The organism is Aeromonas eucrenophila, from assembly GCF_000819865.1.
Classification (GTDB): Bacteria; Pseudomonadota; Gammaproteobacteria; order Enterobacterales; family Aeromonadaceae; genus Aeromonas; species Aeromonas eucrenophila.
Genome location: NZ_CDDF01000001.1, coordinates 666,047 through 682,533, shown reverse-complemented (window position 1 = coordinate 682,533; position 16,487 = coordinate 666,047). Strand labels below are relative to the sequence as shown.

General features: G+C 65.8%; 9 protein-coding genes. 3 read left to right on the top strand and 6 right to left on the bottom strand.

What is annotated here, in order from left to right; all coding sequences use genetic code 11:
- Nucleotides 1-8 precede the first annotated feature (8 nt).
- Both BN1124_RS02770 and BN1124_RS02765 read left to right on the top strand, forming a co-directional pair.
- Entirely contained in the window at nucleotides 9-6,284 is a 6,276-nt protein-coding gene (locus tag BN1124_RS02770; protein ID WP_042638836.1) for a non-ribosomal peptide synthetase, read from the top strand.
- Entirely contained in the window at nucleotides 6,281-7,810 is a 1,530-nt protein-coding gene (locus tag BN1124_RS02765; RefSeq protein WP_082041402.1) for an amino acid adenylation domain-containing protein, read from the top strand. The genes BN1124_RS02770 and BN1124_RS02765 overlap by 4 nt, the downstream gene beginning before the upstream one ends.
- Nucleotides 7,811-8,021: 211 nt before the next feature.
- Here the strand turns inward: BN1124_RS02765 and BN1124_RS02760 are convergent, their stop codons facing one another.
- A complete protein-coding gene (locus tag BN1124_RS02760) occupies nucleotides 8,022-8,960 on the bottom strand; it encodes an ABC transporter substrate-binding protein (protein WP_042638834.1) in 939 nt (312 codons plus the stop codon).
- Between the two features lie 258 nt (nucleotides 8,961-9,218).
- Between BN1124_RS02760 and BN1124_RS02750 the strand changes: the two genes are divergently transcribed.
- Nucleotides 9,219-9,950, top strand: coding sequence for a 4'-phosphopantetheinyl transferase family protein (locus BN1124_RS02750; protein ID WP_042638830.1), 732 nt, complete (start codon nucleotides 9,219-9,221; stop codon nucleotides 9,948-9,950).
- 60 nt (nucleotides 9,951-10,010) lie between these two features.
- Here the strand turns inward: BN1124_RS02750 and BN1124_RS02745 are convergent, their stop codons facing one another.
- The 5 genes from BN1124_RS02745 to BN1124_RS02725 form a co-directional block, all read right to left on the bottom strand.
- Complete coding sequence (locus BN1124_RS02745) at nucleotides 10,011-10,814, bottom strand: amonabactin ABC transporter ATP-binding protein (protein WP_042638828.1); 804 nt, start codon at nucleotides 10,812-10,814, stop codon at nucleotides 10,011-10,013.
- Between the two features lie 43 nt (nucleotides 10,815-10,857).
- Entirely contained in the window at nucleotides 10,858-11,928 is a 1,071-nt protein-coding gene (locus BN1124_RS02740) for an amonabactin ABC transporter permease subunit 1 (RefSeq protein ID WP_042638826.1), read from the bottom strand.
- Nucleotides 11,929-11,938: 10 nt separating this feature from the next.
- Nucleotides 11,939-12,955: an amonabactin ABC transporter permease subunit 2 gene (locus BN1124_RS02735; RefSeq protein WP_042638824.1), complete on the bottom strand. Its 1,017-nt coding sequence runs from the start codon at nucleotides 12,953-12,955 to the stop codon at nucleotides 11,939-11,941.
- Nucleotides 12,956-13,031: 76 nt separating this feature from the next.
- On the bottom strand, nucleotides 13,032-15,005 hold the full coding sequence (locus BN1124_RS02730) for a siderophore amonabactin TonB-dependent receptor (protein WP_042638822.1): 1,974 nt from the start codon (nucleotides 15,003-15,005) through the stop codon (nucleotides 13,032-13,034).
- Nucleotides 15,006-15,063: 58 nt separating this feature from the next.
- A complete protein-coding gene (locus BN1124_RS02725) occupies nucleotides 15,064-16,302 on the bottom strand; it encodes an MFS transporter (RefSeq protein WP_042638821.1) in 1,239 nt (412 codons plus the stop codon).
- Nucleotides 16,303-16,487: the final 185 nt, after the last annotated feature.

Genomic DNA, 16,487 nt, shown 5'->3' with positions numbered 1-16,487 from the left:
GATAACTTATGAACAACATGATTGCGTTGCTCCAGCAGCTGGAGCGCCAGGGAGTCAAGCTGGCCCTGAACGACAAGGGTCAGCTCATCTCCCAGTCGAGCAAGGAGGCGGTGACCCCCGCCATCGGCGCCCTCATCAAGGCGCACAAGGACGAGCTGGTGCGCTGCCTGGCCGCCCGCGCCGCCTTCGAGGCGCCCATCCTTGCCCAGGGTGCCCTGCAGGGGCCGCTCTCCTCCTCCCAGAGCGGGCTCTGGTTTATCGAGCAGTACGAGGAGGCCTCCCACCTCTACAACATGCCGGTCTATTTTAGGGTCAGGGGAGATCTCGACACCGCCGCCCTGGAGTTTGCCTTCGATCACCTGTTTGCCCGCCATCCCAGCATGCGCACCCGTTTCGTCAAGGACGAGGCGGGCAGGGGAGCCCAGGAGATCCTGCCCCATGTTCCCTTCAAGCTGCAGATAGAGGATATGAGCACAGAGCCCAATGCCGAGCGCGAAGCCTATGTGGCCAAGCGGGTGCGGGAAGAAATTGGCCGCCCCTTCTCCCTGACCAAGGGGGATTTGAGCCGGGTCAACCTTATCCGGTTGGGGACTCATGAACATGTGCTGCTGATCACCCAGCATCACATCATCTCCGATGGCTGGTCGGTCAAGAACATGTTTGCGGACCTGAAACGTGCCTTCCTGGCTCATCAGAACCGCGCACCCTTGAACGTGGCCGAGCTGCCGCTCAACTACCTCGACTATGCCCACTGGTTCAACTCGCCGCGCTTTCTCGATTACCACGCCGAGTTCAAGCCGTTCTGGGTGGACAGGCTGGGCGGAAGCCCCGAGGTGCACGGCCTGCCGCTCGACAAACCGCGCCCGGCCCATCAGGCCAGCGGCGGCGAGCTGGTGTTCTCCACCATAGACAACGCCCTGTGGGACAGCTTCAAGCGGCTGTGCCAGCGCCACAGCACCTCCAACTTCATCGGTCTGCACGCCCTGTTCGCCTTGCTGATGGTGCGCCAGAGCGGGGAGAAGGAGGTGGTCATCGGCACCCCGCTCGCTTACCGCGAGCGCCACGAGATAGAGTCCCTGGTGGGCTTCTTCGTCAACACGCTCGTGCTGAGAACACGGCTGGAGGGGCGGCCGAGCTTCGTCGACTATCTGCAACAGTGTCGGGAGGAAGATCTCGCTGCCTTTGACCATCAACTCTATCGGTTCGAGGCGCTGGCCGAGGCCATAGGAGCGGATCGCACTACCGCCATCAATCCCATCTTCCAGATCATGCTGGTGTATCAGGCCAAGGTGGATTTCAACGATCTCATCCCCGGCTGCCAGCTGGTGGAGGAGACTTCCCCCGTGTTGCCCGCCAAGACCGACATCTCGGTCAAGGTGACCGAGTTGATGGACTCGGTGCGGGTGGACTGGCTGTTTGCCACCGCCCTGTTCGAGCGTGCCACCATCGAAGCCTACGCCGATCGCCTGCTGCACCTGATGCGCGCCGTAGTGGCCGCCCCCGACACCGACATCTGGCAGTTGCCCCTGGAGGCGGGGATGGACAAGGCGGCGCTGGCCGCCGAGCTCGCCAGCCTGCCGAGCGACTACCCGAGCCGGGACACCCTGCTCTGCCAGTTCGAGAGCCAGGCGGCGACTCATCCCGCTGCGCTGGCCGTGACCGACGATGAGCGCGCCCTGAGCTATGGCGAGCTGGAAGATCAGGCCAACCGGCTGGCTCATTGGCTGCTGGCGCAAGGGGTGACCCCGGGCGCCGCCGTCGGCATCCAGGCCAAACGGGATGTCGCCTTCGTCATCGGCCTCTTGGCCTGCTGGAAGGCGGGGGCGGCCTATGTACCGCTCGACCCCGCCTATCCCGCCGAGCGACTGGCCCATATCCTCACAGATGCGTCCATTCGCCTGGTGCTGGGGGGCGAGCAGGACGAACGACTGGCCGAGGCCCTGCCGCTGGTGGCCGCCAGCCGCCAGGTCCGCTACCAGAACCTGCATCGATTGGCGCTGGCCGACTCGCCGGCACAGGCCCCGGCTTTGGTTCGCGAGCCCGCCATGCTGGCCCAGATCATCTACACCTCGGGATCTACCGGCCTGCCCAAGGGGGTCATGGTGGAGCAGGGCAGCCTGGTCAACCTGATGGCGGATCACGGCGCACGGATCGAGCTCGATCGGCACGGCGCCATGTTCAACTGCATGTCCCTGTCGTTCGATGCGGGCAACATGACGGCCCTGTTGCCGCTCTCTTGCGGCGCGGCCCTGCATTTCGGCGAGCCGGGGGAGGGGGTCATCACTGCCGCCATGGCCAAAGGCGCCAGCCATATGATCCTGCCGACAGCGCTGCTGGCGAACCTGCTGCCGCCGACGGATCTCGGATCCCTCAAGGCCATAGGTTTTGGTGGCGAGGCTTGCCCGAGCAGCCTGGTGGATCGTTGGGGGAACCGGGTTGCGCTCTACAACATGTACGGCCCGACCGAGTGCACCGTCACCGCGCTCTGCGCGCGGCTGGTGCCGGGCGCGCCCATCACCATAGGCCAGCCCATAGCCAACCTGAAGGCACTGATCCTGGACGAGGCGGGCAACCCCTGCCCGGTGGGAGTGCCGGGCGAGCTCTGTCTGGCCGGCCTCGGCCTGGCCCGTGGCTACCTCAACTTGCCGGAGCGCACCCAGGAGGCCTTCGTCGAGCTGACTCTTGATGACAGCGCCGATGGCCGTACTTATCGCCTCTATCGCACAGGCGATCGGGCGCTGCTGCGCCGTGATGGCAACATCAACTACCTGGGCCGCCTCGATGAGCAGATAAAGCTCAGGGGCTATCGCATCGAGCCCGGCGAGATAGAGACCCAGATTGCCGTGCTCGAGCCGGCCATTCGCCAGATCAAGGTGGTGGTGCAAGAGGGTCGTCTGCTCGCTTACGCCAGCATGCAAGCCGGCGCGACCGAGCCGGACGCCGAGGCACTGCTGCAACGGGCCGGTGAGTGTCTGCCCGAATACATGGTGCCGGTACGGCTCTGTTGGCTGCCCGAGATGCCGCTCACTCCCAACGGCAAGCTGGACTTGCGCCGCCTGCCCGCCATCAGCTGGCAGGAGAGCAAGGCCGAGCCACAGAGCAAGCTGGAGCAGACAGTGCTCGCCATCTGGCAGGGGGTGCTGAAACAGCCCCTCGGGGTGGAGGATGACTTCTTCCGCTTAGGCGGAGACTCCATCCTCAGCATCCAGCTCACTACCCGCTTACGGGACGCCGGACTGCACTGCAGCGTGAAGGACGTGTTCGAGGCCAAGACGGTGCGCCGCCTCTGCCGCCAGCTCGGTCAGCAGCAGGCGGTCAGCCACCAGACTGAGCAGGGGATCCTGGAGGGGGAATTCCCCCTGCACCCCATTCAGCACTGGTTCTTCGAGCAGGGCTTCGCCAAGCCCGGCCACTGGAATCAGGGGGTGATACTGCGCCTGCCTGCCGGCATAGACGACGATGCCCTGACTGGCTGGATGAGTACCCTGCTCGGTCACCACGACGCCCTGCGCCTGGCGGTGACCCCGACCGGCCAGCGCTATCTGCCCGAGCTGGCGCTGCCGCCCCTGCATCGGTTGGATGCGGCCACGCTGGACGAGGCCGAGCTGCAGGCTCGGCTGACCCAATGGCAGGGGGAGCTTGCACCCGAGCAGGGCCAGACCCTGGCCTGGGGGCGGCTCTGCAACCTTGCGAGCGAGGCGGATGCCGAGCCCGTTGAGGGGCTCTTTATCGCCTTCCACCATCTGGTCATCGATGCCGTCTCCTGGCGCATCCTGGCCGAGGATCTGGTCCGTCTCGCCGAGGGTCGGGCCTTGCCCGCCAAGGGTAGCAGCTACCGCCAATGGGGAGAGGGGCTGGCCGCCTACGCGACCCGCGAAGCGGCCCAGCTGGCGTTCTGGCTGGGGCAGGGGGAGGGCAGCGAGCAAGGCTTGCTGGAGGCCCAGCGCGCCCCCGATGGCCGCGCCGCCGCCAGCCTGTTGCGTCTGGATGAAAGCACTACTGCTCGCCTCATCGATGAGGCCAACCAGGCCCATCTCACCCAGGTGCCAGATCTGCTGCTGGCCGCCCTGACCCGCACCCTGAGCGAGCTCGGTTACGGCGCCAAACAGTGCGTGATGCTGGAAGGGCATGGTCGTGAAGTTATAGATCTGCAACTGGATGTGAGCCGCACCCTCGGCTGGTTCACCAGCACTTATCCCCTGGCGCTGGCCGATAGCGCGTCCTGGAGCGATCTCGTCTGTGACACCAAGGAGCGGCTGCGGGCCGTGCCGGACAAGGGGGTGGGCTTCAACGCCCTGCGCCTGCACCATCCCAATGGTGGTGAGCTGCCCCACTCCGCCATCGTCTTCAACTATCTGGGGGTCTCCCACAGAGGCACGCCGGCTCCCTGGCAGCCCCTGCCGGTGGCGCCGGGCCAACCCTCGGCGCCCGAGAACCTGCCGCGCGAGCTCATCAGCCTCCACGGCGGCGTCTATGGCGGTTGCCTCACCCTGCGCCAGGTCGGCGCCCTCAACCAGGCGGCGAGCGACGCCCTGATGGCGACCCTCGCGGCCAATATCGAGGCCCTGGTGAACGCCTGCTGCGCGCAAGCCAAGCCGCGCCGCACCCCGAGCGACTTCCCGGGGCTGGCGCTCTCCCAATCCGCCCTGGATTTGGTGCTGGACGCAGAACAGGCCGGCGGCGAGGTGGAGACCCTGCTGCCCATGACGTCCCTGCAGCAGAGCATGCTCTATCACAGGGCGCTGGCGCCCCGTGATACGGCCTATCACCTGCAGACCGAGATAAGCTATCGGCAAAACCTGGATGTGGCAGCCTATCACGCTGCCTGGCAGGCTCAGCTCGCCCGCTGGCCCGTGCTCAGGGCCGCCCTGCTGATGGAGGAGGGCGTGGCGTTGCAGCGCATACTGCGCCACGCCGAGCTGCCGTTCCACCATGAGGACTTGTCCGGCGTGGCGGGGGCGGACGCTCGCATCGAGGCCTATCGCCAACAGGATCTGGTCCATCCCATCGGGCTGGACAAGGCACCGCTGTTGCGGATCGCCTGCTTCACACTGGCCCCCGATCACCACAAGGTGATCCTGAGCGCTCATCACGCCGTGCTCGATGGCTGGAGCGGTCCCGTGCTGCTGGGCTCCCTGCATAGACACTACCAAGCGCTGATGCAGGGCCAGGCTCCTGAAGTGACACCGGATACCGCCTGGCTCGCCTTCGGTCGCCATATCGCCAGCGGATCGGCCACCAGCGCCGCCTACTGGCAGGGACGTGCCGAGCTGCTGGCCAAGCCCAACGATCTCTCGTGCCTGTTCGGGGTGGCGCTGGAGCCACACCTGACCCAGCACAGGCCCGAAGTCTGCGGTGAGACGCTGGCGCCGGCCCTGTCCGGGCAACTGGAGGCGCGGGCCCGGGCGCTCGGGGTGACCGCGGGCCTGCTGGCCCAATACGCCTGGCATCGCCTGCTCGCCCGCCAGTGTGGCGACGAGATAACCCTGGTGGGCAACGTGACCCCGGGCCGGGACTTCCCCATCGAGGGGATCACCCAGAGCGTCGGGCTCTACATCAACAGCCTGCCGCTCGCCCTGGATTGGCGCAGCGAGGCGACCCTGGAGCAGCATATCGCCTTGTTGCAGCGGAGCTCGCTGGCGCTCAATGAGCACGGCACCCAGTCTCTGGCGGCCCTGACCCGGGGTGGTCCGCGCCTGTTCCAGAGCCTGTTCGTGTTCGAGAACTACCCCATGCCGGCGCGGCCCGAGACGCCGGAGCCCCATCAGCTGGTGCCGCAGTTTGGCACCGTGGTGGAGAAGGTGGAGCTGCCGCTCTCCTTGGTGGTCAACGCTCGCGGCGGCCAGCTCAACCTGCGCCTCGAATACGACGGCGAGCTGATAGCGCGGGAAGGGGCCAAAAGGGTATTGGCGCAGTGGCTGGCGGAGCTGGCGTGGCTGGCGCAGGCCCCCCTGACCGAGCCTGCCCGCCTGGTGGGGATGGAGAGGAGCCAGACTGCCGCGCCGGTACAGATCCCGTCAGGGCAGGAGGCGTGCCCCGCCCATCCCGCCGCTCGCCGCCTGCTGGCCCTGTGGCAGCAGCACTGTGGCGAGGCCGCGCGCTGGCAGCAGCCGCTGGCAGCGCTCGGGGCGGACTCGGTGCAACAGCTCGCCCTGCTGGCGGCTCTCAATCAAGAGTTCGCCGGGGATCACCGCCCGCTGACGCTGCGGGATCTCAAGGCGCACGGGGCGCCCTGTGCCCTCTACCATCACTGGCTGGAACGGCTGCCCGAGGAGGTGCTATGACGGTCGCTACACCGATTGCAACAAAGGAGGCGGGGGGTTCCCCGTCCCATTCACCGCAGCGGGCGGGGCTGAGTGCCCGGCTGGCCGGGTTGCTCGGCGGCACGCCGCTGGCCCCCGCCATCGGCATGGAGGGTGATTGGCTCACCTACGCGGATCTGCAACGCCGGGTCGATCAGATCGCCGCCAGCCTGCAAGGGCTGGCGGTGGGGGAGCGAGTCGGTCTCTATCTGGATCGCACGCCGGATCTGGTGGCCAGCCTGCTCGCCTGTCTGCGCCTCGGACTCTGCTTCGTGCCCCTCGAGCCGGACTTCCCGGTGGAGCGGCTGCAGGGCATCGCCCGTCAGGCGCGGCTCTCGGCGGTGCTCTGCGATCGCGGGTCGGATGTGCCGGACTTTGGCTGCCCGCTGCGGGCCCTCGCCGAGCTGGCTGACTCCGGCCTTGTGCGAAGCGGGGCGGTCTCCTGTCCCCAGGTGGACGACGCTCTGGCGGCCTACATGATGTTCACCTCGGGTTCCACCGGTGAGCCCAAGGGGGTGGTCATCAGTCGGCGCGCCCTGCTCTGCTTCCTCGACGGGATCCGTGAGCGGTTAGGCCTGACCCCGGCTTGCCACTGGCTTTTCATCACCACCCCGGCCTTCGACATCTCCCTGCTGGAGATGCTGGGGCCGCTCTGGAGCGGGGGCCGGCTGACGGTAGCGGGCAATCAGCACAACAAGGATCCCTTGGGAATGCTGGCGCTGCTGGCGGCGGACTCGTCCATCAATTGGCTGCAGGCAACCCCGGCCTGCTGGCGCATGCTGCTCAAGGCGGGCTGGCAGGGCAGTGACAGCCTCACCGCCCTGTGCGGCGGCGAGGCGCTGGATCTCGGTCTCGCCGAGCAACTGTGCGGCCGCACCCAGCGGCTGTGGAATTGCTACGGTCCGACCGAGGCCACCGTCTGGTCCCTGGTGAGCGAGGTGCGCATGCCGCCGGTCGGCGGGCGCATCACCGTGGGTCATAGCCTGCCGGGCTACCGCCACTGGGTGCTGGACGCCGAGGGGCTGCCGGTGAGCGAGGGGGAGGAGGGAGAGCTCTGCATCGAGAGCCCGGCCCTGTGCGAGGGCTATTGGCGCAAGCCGGCTCTCACCGCGGCGGCCTTCCTGCGCCTGGGTACCCATCGCCTCTACCGCACCGGCGATCGGGTGCGCAGGCTTGGCAGCGACAGCTTCCTCTATCTGGGGCGGCGCGACGATCAGATCAAATTGCGCGGTTTTCGCATCGAACTCGGGGAGGTGGAGGCCGGCCTTCGCCGCCAGGCCGGGGTGCAGGAGGCGGCGGTGCGACTGGTCGGCGAGGGGGATGAGGCCATGCTGGTGGGCTATGTGGAGGCCAAGGTCGGGATAACCCTGAACCGGCTGGCCCTGCGCAAGGGGCTGCAAGCGAGTTTGCCCCACTACATGGTGCCGGCCCGCCTCATACTGTTGGATGCCCTGCCCAAGACCGGCAGCGGGAAACTGGACAGAAAGGCGTTGCCACTGCCGGAGTGAATGGTGGTGGGGCGGTAAACTGCCAGATCTGATTTTCATAGATCACATATGCTTTGAAACTCAAACTAACTGGTGAGTTATCGCTCGCAGACCTATCCCGCGAGCGGCAGGCCGGATCTCCCAGGGGATCCTGTTCCAGTCGACAGCTCCAGCCTGCCAGCCAAACAAAAGCCCGCATGATGCGGGCTTTTTTTATTCCTGTGTGACGGCATTAACGGGTGATGGGGGCCGCATCCGGCTTGCTCATCAGCTGCTCCACATCGTCGATCACCCGCAGGGCCGCCTGGGGGCCGCCGGTGGAGGTCCAGAGCGATCCGTCCACGGCGCCGAAGCGCTTGCCCTTGATGGCGCTGAGCTGCTGGAAGGCTGGGGTCTGCTCGGCCTGCTTCATGGCATCCACCGCGTCACCGCTGGTGCTCAGGGTGCCGATCACCAGCCAGTCACCGTCCAGCAGGTTGAGGGATTCCAGGCTCAGGGCCGGGGAGTGGGGTCTCTTGTCGCCGATCTGGTGGGCCGGGCGGGCGAGGCCCATCTCCTGCACCACGCTGCTGGCGAAGGTGCCACCGTGCATGTAGCTCGGCCCCTTGGGGTTCCAGCGCACTATGCTGATCTGCTCCCCCTGATGCTTGGCAAGCCGGGTACGCGCCTCCTGCAGGCGGGCGTCATATTGGGCGAGGAAGGCCTTGCCCTCGGCCTCCCTGTTCATCACCAGGGCGCTGCGCTGGAACACCAGCTTCCAGGGCTCGCCCCAGTTGCCGGTGACCACGGTCGGCGCTATCTCCTTGAGCAGGGCCAGCAGCTCGGGCTTGGTCTGGCCGGTCAGGATGAGATCCGGCTCCAGATCGATGAGTTTCTCCAGGTTCGGATTGTCCAGATCCCCGACCACGGCGATCTCCTTGCCCGCCTTGTCCAGCAGGTAGCGGGGCAGGGTGGCCTGGCCGCGGCCGTTGACGGTGCCGACCGGCTGCACGCCCAGGGTCAGGGCGCTGTCCAGATCCAGCTCGCTCAGCACCACAATGCGCTTGGGGGCGTCGGGAACGGCTTGGGACTGGCCGTTGGCATCGAGGATCTGGCGGGTGCCGGCCTGGGCCTGGAAGCCAACCAGGCTCGCCAGCATCAGGGCGGCGGCCAGGGGGGAGGAGATCTTCATGGTTACATCCTTATGGGTGAAATCGGCGGGCACCCTGGCGGCGCTGTCTATCGACTTGGCGGCGCTGTCTATCGACCGGACGGCTCTGTCTATCGGCTGGACGGCTCTGCCTATCGGCCAGGGTGCACTCTCTTTGTTCAGCCCCAAATGGGCGGGAACATGCTACCACAGGAGCGATTGAGAAGCGTTGTCATTTGTATTTGTGGCATGTTCCGGGTTGGCTTTGGTACCATCAGGCACCCATGCCAGGAGCCTTCCATGCCCCCTTCCTCCCCCTCCGCCGATGGGCGCTTTATTCGTCACGCCGATGCCTTGTTCATGCCTTGTCTCGACAGCCTCCCCCTTCACAGGGTCTGTTTCGATCTAGCGGCCTTCAGGCCCGCTTGCTTTGCCGAGCAGGGGATGGCCTTGCCGGCCGAGTTGCAGAATGCCGTGGCCAAGCGACAGGGGGAGTTTCTGGCGGGTCGGCTGGCGGCGCGGCTGGCCCTGCGTCCTTATGGGCTGGGCGACGAGACGGTGACCATAGGCCAAAACCGGGAACCGCGCTGGCCTGCGGGGATGGAGGGCAGTATCAGCCACAGCCAGCTGCAGGGGCAGGGGATGGCGCTCTGCGCGGTGCGCCCCGGCAAGGCGGGGCTGGGGCTGGATCTGGAGGCCTGGCTCGATGAAAGCCAAACGGCGCAGCTCTGGCCCGGCATCGTCGATAAGGAGGAGTGGGGGCGACTGGCTTCGGGGGCCGCTGCCGCCGATCTGAGCCTGGCGGAGGGGCTGACCCTGGTGTTCTCCGCCAAGGAGAGCCTGTTCAAGGCGCTCTACCCCAGGGTTGGGCGCTATTTCGATTTTCTCGATGCGAGCTGGTCGGCCATGGGGGCCCAGACCCTGAGGTTGAGTCTGAAGACGGCGCTTGCCCCGGACTTGCCCGCCGGCTGGCAATGCACCCTGCGCTGGCAGCGGTTGCCGGGAGGCCTGCTCACCCTGCTGGCGCTTTGAATCCACCAGGACATCAGCCAATAAAAAAACCGCCCGATGGGCGGTTTTTTATTGAAGGCGTCAGGCCCGTTGTTTGCCGGCCGCGGCATCAGTGCGCCGACGGGGCACTATGACGGGGGCGCCGTCGCCTGGGGCGTGCAGTATGTCGACGTCGGTCTGGTAGAGGCGGTCGATCAGGGGCTTGGTCACCACCTCCCGGGCCGGCCCCATGGCCTGAACGCCGCCGTTCCCGAGGGCGATCAGCTCGTCGCAGTAGCGGGCGGCGGTGGCGAGATCGTGGATGACGATGAGCACCGTCTTGCCCTCGGCGGTGATCTGGTGGATGGCCTCCATCACCTCGGTCTGGTGGCCTATGTCGAGCGCGCTGGTGGGCTCGTCCAGCAAGATGATGTCCGCGTCCTGGGCCAGCACCATGGCGAGCCAGACCCGCTGGGCCTGACCGCCGGAGAGAGAGCTGGCGCTCTGGTGCCAGATGGCGTCCAGCTGCATCCGCTCGCGAGCCCAGTTGACCATGTGGGCATCCTCCGCGCTCCACTGATTGAACCAGCCCTGATGGGGATGGCGGCCGTATTGCACCAACTGCTCCACCAGGATGCCCGCAGGCACCAGCGGGCGCTGGGGCAGGTAGGCGAGCTCCCGGGCCAGCGCCTTCATGCCGTGGCTCGCCAGCGGCTTGCCCTTGAGCAGGATCTCCCCGCTCTGGGGCTGCTCTTGTCCCGCCAGCAGCTTGAGCAGGGTGGACTTGCCGCCGCCGTTCGGGCCGACGATGCCCACCAGCTTGCCCTTGGGCAGGGTGAAGGAGACGTCGTCGAACACGGGTTTGTGCTGATAGCCGAAACGCAGGTTATTCACGCAGAGGGTCATAGGAGGGCCCCTTGTCGGTCTTGGAAAAGGATGGAGTGCATCATCAGTCGGCTCTCTGCCTGTCTTTGATAAGGATGAACAGCAGCAACAGGCCGCCGAGGATACGGGTCATGATGCCGGTGGCGACCTCGTGGGGGCTGGCCAGCACCCGCACCAGGGTGTCGCTCGCCAGCAGCAGCAGGGCGCCGCACAGGGCCGCTATCCAGAGCGGCACTATGCGATCCCGGGAGAGCCAGGAGGCGAGGATGGGGGCCGCCATGGCGATGAACACCACGGGGCCGCCGATGGCGGTGCCAAGTGCTGCGACTATGATGGCCTGGGCCAGCACCCCGAGCTGCACCCGGTTCACGTTCACCCCCAGGGTCTGGGCGGTGACGGGGCCCAGGCGCAACACGCCGAGGGCGCGGGAGAGGTAGAGGATCCAGGGGCAGATCAGCAGGATCAGCACGCCGACCGGCAACACAGTGCCATAGCCCTGGCCGACGAAGTTGCCCATGTTCCACAGGTAGAGGCTGGTGAGGTGCACCAGGGACTGGGTGGACATGGCGAACTGGCCGATGGCGTTCATCAGCTCGGAGACGCCGATGCCGATCACCACGAACAGATAGCCCTGCTCCCCCGGCTTGTTGCACAGGGCGTAGAGCACCATGGCGGCGAACAGGGCGCCGAGGGGCGCGGCCCACCAGGGCCAGCTGCCGAGGGTCAGGTAGAGGGAGAAGATGATGATGGCCAGGGAGGCCCCCTCGTTGACCCCTATCATGTCCGGGGTGGCGAGGCGGTTGCGGATCAGGGTCTGCACCAGGCAACCGGAGAGGCCCATGGCGGCGCCCGCCACCAGCACGGCGACGATGCGCGGCAGCCGGATCTTGAACACCGTCACCTGATCGAGTCGGCTCCCCTCGCCGAGCAGGGTCTGGACGACCCCCAGCATGGTGATCTTGCCGGAGCCCAGGGTCAGCGCCAGCAAGGAGAGCAGCACCAGAGCGACGATCAGCGCGAGGGTGATAAGCCAGGCCCGGCGTTCGAGCAGCAGGGTGCGGGAGCCCAGGCGCAGGCAGAGGGTGCCGGCGGGGAGAGGGTAGGGGGCAGGGGCGTCTTGGATGGCGTTATGCATGGGAGGCTCCTTATTTGACGGCCAGCAGGGAGCGGAAGCCGCCGCTGCGCACCACCAGGATGAGCACGGGGGCACCGATCAGCGCCAGGATCACCCCGTTGGGCAGTTCGAACGGCTGCAGCAACCAGCGCGCCAGTATGTCCGCGCCGAGCAGGAACAGGACGCCGAACAGGGCGGAGAAGCGCACCTGAATGGACAGGCGCACCGGCTCTACCAGGCGGGCGCAGTAGGCGGCGAGGAAGCCGACGAAACCGATGGGGCCGGCGATGGCGATGGCGCAGGCGGTGAACAGGGTGGCGGCCAAGAGCACGCCGATGCGCACCCGGGTCGGCCGGATGCCGAGCGCCTGGGCCTGGTTGTCCCCCATCTGCATCAGGGTGAGCTGACGGCACAGGGCCAGGGTCAACAGCAGGCCCGCCAGGGCGAAGGGCACCACGGTCAGCACCGAATCGAGGTTGGAGGCGGCGAGCGATCCTAAGTTCCAGAAACGGAACTGTTCCAGCACCACCTTGTTGGAGAGCAGCAGGAAGTTGGAGAGGCCGCCGAAGGTGGCGGAGAGGGCGACCCCCACCAGGATGAGTTTGAGGGGGTTGGAGCGACCCACCATCAGGCCGAGGCCGAGCACGACGAGGTTGCCAAGCAGGGCCCCCATGCCAGACCAGAGCAGGTAGCCGTAGGCGGATTCGACGCCGAAATAGGTGAGGCCTATGACCAGGGCGAAGACGGCGCCGGCGTTGACCCCGAGCAGGCCGGGCTCGGCCAGGGGATTGCGGGTGGCGCTCTGCAGCATGGAGGCGGCGAGTGCGAGACAGACCCCGACCACCAGGGCCGCCAGGGTGCGGGGCAGGCGCAGGGTGTTGACTATCATGGCGAGCTTTTCATCGGCTACGAGGACGGGGTCGCCCAGCAGGAAACCGGCGACCTCGCGGCCACCATAGACACCGGCCCCGGTGGCCAGTGACAGGCAAATCAGCAGGAACAGGAGCAGCACTCCGAGCCAGAACAGCTGTGCTTGGTATCTGAGCACTCAATGACTCCTTTGAATTCGGGATGGTAGAAACGCAAAAAGGGAGCCCTGTCGGGCTCCCTGCACAAGGGGGAGATTACATCCTGTAATCGATCCCGGCGTAGACGGTACGACCTTCCAGGATGAAGTCGGCGTCGGTGGCGACCTGATCACGTTGAGTGTTGGTCAGGTTGGTGATGCCGAGCTTGAAGTCCAGGGCCGGCGTGACCTTCCAGTTGGTGTTCACGTCCAGGGTCTGGTAGTGCTCGGATTTGAACGCCTGGGCGTTGCGGGCCGGGACCTTGATGATCTGGCTGCCGACATATTGCCAGGCCAGGTTGGCGCTGACGATGTCCGTTGCCTGCCAGTCCAGACCGAGGTTGCCGGTGTGATCCGGGGTCTTGGCCAGGTCATCACCCGTGCTCTTGTCTTCGGAGTCCAGCATGGTCCAGTTACCGGTCAGCTGCACGTTGTCCAGCACGTCGACCCAACCGGTCAGCTCCAGACCCTTGATGCGGGCCTTCTTGACGTTGAGGTAGGTCATCACGGTCGGACGGTAGCCTGGGCCCCACTGATCGCTCTGGATCAGATCCTCGATGTCGTTGTGGAAGCCGGTCACGCCGGCGCCGAAGCGGGCGCTCTCGTAGGCGGTGCCGAGCTCATAGCTGACCGCGGTTTCCGGTTTCAGATCCGGGTTGCCAATCACCTGGCAGGCACCACGGCAGGCGGTGGTGGAGAAGCCTTCGCTGGACTGGGCCAGGGTAGGTGCCTTGAACGCCTTGCCGGCGCCACCCTTGATCACCCACTCGTCGGTCAGGGTGTAGAGGGCGTAGGCACGGGGGCTGAACTCGTTGCCATAGGTCTCGTGGTGATCCAGACGACCGGAGAGGGTCAGGGCCAGATCGCCAAAGCCGAACTCGTCTTGCAGGTAGACGGCGCTCTGGGACGCATCCACGCTGCCGTTGGCGATGTTGCGGCTGTGCTCCAGCTCGGTCTTGCGCAGCTCGGCGCCCGAGGTCAGCAGGTGCTCACCCAGGTAGCCGCTGACCTGACCGTCGACCGTGTTGTTGGTCTGGGTGACATCGGCGGCGCCGCCGTTGAGCTGGGAGTCGTCCATCAGGTCGATCTGCTCAAAGTAGTAGCGCACCCGGCTGTCAAAATGCTGCCAGCGGCCGTTGTGGCTCACCCCCAGGCTCAGACGATCCAGGTTCTGTACGTTGTGCGGGGTGGCCGGTGCGGTCGGGGCGCGGGGCACGTTGTTGAAGTAGCTGTCCATGTCGTTCTGGTTGTAGCCCAGATCGAATTCCACGTCCTGGTTGTCGGCAACCAGCCACTTCAGGCCGGTCAGCACGTTGACCACTTCGCGTTTTTCCAGCGCATCGGCGTCCGGGTTGTTGGACTGTTCGCTCTTCCAGCGGTCACGCTGGTAGCCTTCGACCACTATGTTGCCGAGCAGCTTGTTGTCGATGAGGGCACCGGATACATAGGCGCTGCCCTGGTTGGCATCGCCGCCGTCACCCTTGGTCGGGATGCTGTGGGTGTAGCCGACGGAGGCTTCGGTCTTTTCGGTGGCCTGGCGCAGGATCACGTTGACCACGCCCCCCAGGGCATCGGCACCGTACAGGGAGGAGACCGGGCCACGGATCACTTCGATACGCTCGATGGCCGCCATGGGAATGGAGCTGAGATCGAAGTCGTTGCCGTAGGCGCTGCCCAGGGTCTCGCGGGCATTGACCCGCTTGCCGTTGATCAACAGCAGGGTGTAGTCGCCGCCCATGCCACGGATCTTGATCTCGTTACGGCCGGTGGGGTTGGTGGCGATGATGTTGACACCCGGCACATGCTTGAGCGCATCGCCGATGTTGTTGACGTTCATCTTGTCCAGATCGGCGCGGCTCACGACCGAGACGCTGGCCGGGGCCGTGAATTCGGTGTGCTTGGTCTGGGTGGCGGTGACCACCACTGTCTCGTTGGCCTTGGCCGACTCGGCCTGGGCCAGACCCGGCAGGGCCAGCAGACCGAGGGAGAGCAAGATGGGGTTCAATTTAAATACGCCGTGCTGCAACTGCATTGTTAAAACTCCATGGAAAAACCTGGGTTATGGGATCCGGACTCTTCTGGTCCAGTGCTCACTGACTTCCTTGTCTGGCAGTGCCAGGGGCAGGATTATTGTTGTTTTGTATCCGCTCCAGTCCCCGGATGAGGAACCAGACGCCCGTGCAGGCCAACAGGCCGCAGGCGATATTGATCCAGGCGAGGGTGGCGAAGCCGTGCAGGGCGCCGCTCTCGTCCGAGATGAGGAACTTGGCTGACAACAGGCTGCCGAGCCCGGCCGCCACATTGGTGACAGTGCCCTGGAATGACATGAAGGCGGCGCGCTGATGGGGGGCCGGGATGCCTGCGGTGACGGCGAGCGTGGTGCTGGCACGGGCCGAACTCAGGGCCATGAAGAGGGTAAACAGCAAATAGATGGGCATGCCGACCGGCAGGGCGAAGCCGAGCAGGGTCACCAGGGCCAGCAACAGGCTGGTGAGCAGGATGGCGCCCTGGGCACGGCCCTTGTCTATCCAGCCGCCGCACAGACGCATGGTGGCCATGCTGGCGAGGCCGCCGCACAGATAGAGGGCGGCGATCTGCTCGCGCGGGAAGCTCAGGTTGAACTGGAAATAGTTAGCGAAGTGCGGGATCAGCAGGAAGTGACCGAACATCTGCAGGCTGAGAATGCCGAGGGCGCCCTGGCACAGGGGGGAGCTCAGCAACTGGCGCAGGCCGCTACCCTGGGGGGCTCGGGTGACCGGCAGGGAGGGCAGCAGGCGGCTGCTTATCAGGGCAAGCAGCAAGCCACAGGCGCCAAACAGCAGGAAGGGGCTCTGCCAGCCGAGCCACTGGGCCAGGGTCAGGGCGACGGGCACGATCAGGATGGCGGCCAGGGAAAACGCCATGCCCACATAGGCGAGGCGGCGTCCGCGCTCGCTGGGTGGCACCAGATCCAGCACGGCGGCCATCAGGATGGCGGAGAGCGGGCCCGCCACGCAACCAGAGAGGATAAACAGCAGCAAGAGTTGCTGGCTGTCCTGCACCAGGGCACAGGCCATCAGCAGCAGGAAACGCAAGGTCAGCAGCAACAACATGGCGGGTTTACGGTTGAAGCGATCGAGCCAGGGGGCGGCGAGGATCCCCATCAGGGCGGCCCCCAGAGTCGCGCCGCCACTGAAATAGCCGGTCTGCTCCGGCGCCATGCCGAGGCTGATGACGAGATCCGGCCCAAGGGGCATCACCATCATCATGCTGCCCATGGAGAGCATGTTGATCAGCATCGCCAGATGAATGGCGGCAGGGATGCTGGAGAGGGTCGAAACTGGCTTCATCAGAGGCTGACTCGAAAAAATGAGTCCGAATTGTATCCGAGGGTTTTCGTTGTGACAACAAATGATAACCATTTTTATTTGTATTGAGTGGTCTCTCAATGAGTCTTTTTTGTTGCGTTGGACGATGGCCTGATAAAGGGCGAGATAATGTGTAAATACACAGCAAAATGAAGGGCTTCTGGCGC

Excerpts from the sequence above, each read along its gene's own strand:
- BN1124_RS02725 (WP_042638821.1), bottom strand. The coding sequence starts at position 16,302 with ATGAAGCCAGTTTCGACCCTCTCCAGCATCCCTGCCGCCATTCATCTG.
- BN1124_RS02765 (WP_082041402.1), top strand. The coding sequence starts at position 6,281 with ATGACGGTCGCTACACCGATTGCAACAAAGGAGGCGGGGGGTTCCCCG.
- BN1124_RS02740 (WP_042638826.1), bottom strand. The coding sequence starts at position 11,928 with ATGCATAACGCCATCCAAGACGCCCCTGCCCCCTACCCTCTCCCCGCC.
- BN1124_RS02730 (WP_042638822.1), bottom strand. The coding sequence starts at position 15,005 with ATGCAGTTGCAGCACGGCGTATTTAAATTGAACCCCATCTTGCTCTCC.
- BN1124_RS02770 (WP_042638836.1), top strand. The coding sequence starts at position 9 with ATGAACAACATGATTGCGTTGCTCCAGCAGCTGGAGCGCCAGGGAGTC.
- BN1124_RS02750 (WP_042638830.1), top strand. The coding sequence starts at position 9,219 with ATGCCCCCTTCCTCCCCCTCCGCCGATGGGCGCTTTATTCGTCACGCC.
- BN1124_RS02760 (WP_042638834.1), bottom strand. The coding sequence starts at position 8,960 with ATGAAGATCTCCTCCCCCCTGGCCGCCGCCCTGATGCTGGCGAGCCTG.
- BN1124_RS02745 (WP_042638828.1), bottom strand. The coding sequence starts at position 10,814 with ATGACCCTCTGCGTGAATAACCTGCGTTTCGGCTATCAGCACAAACCC.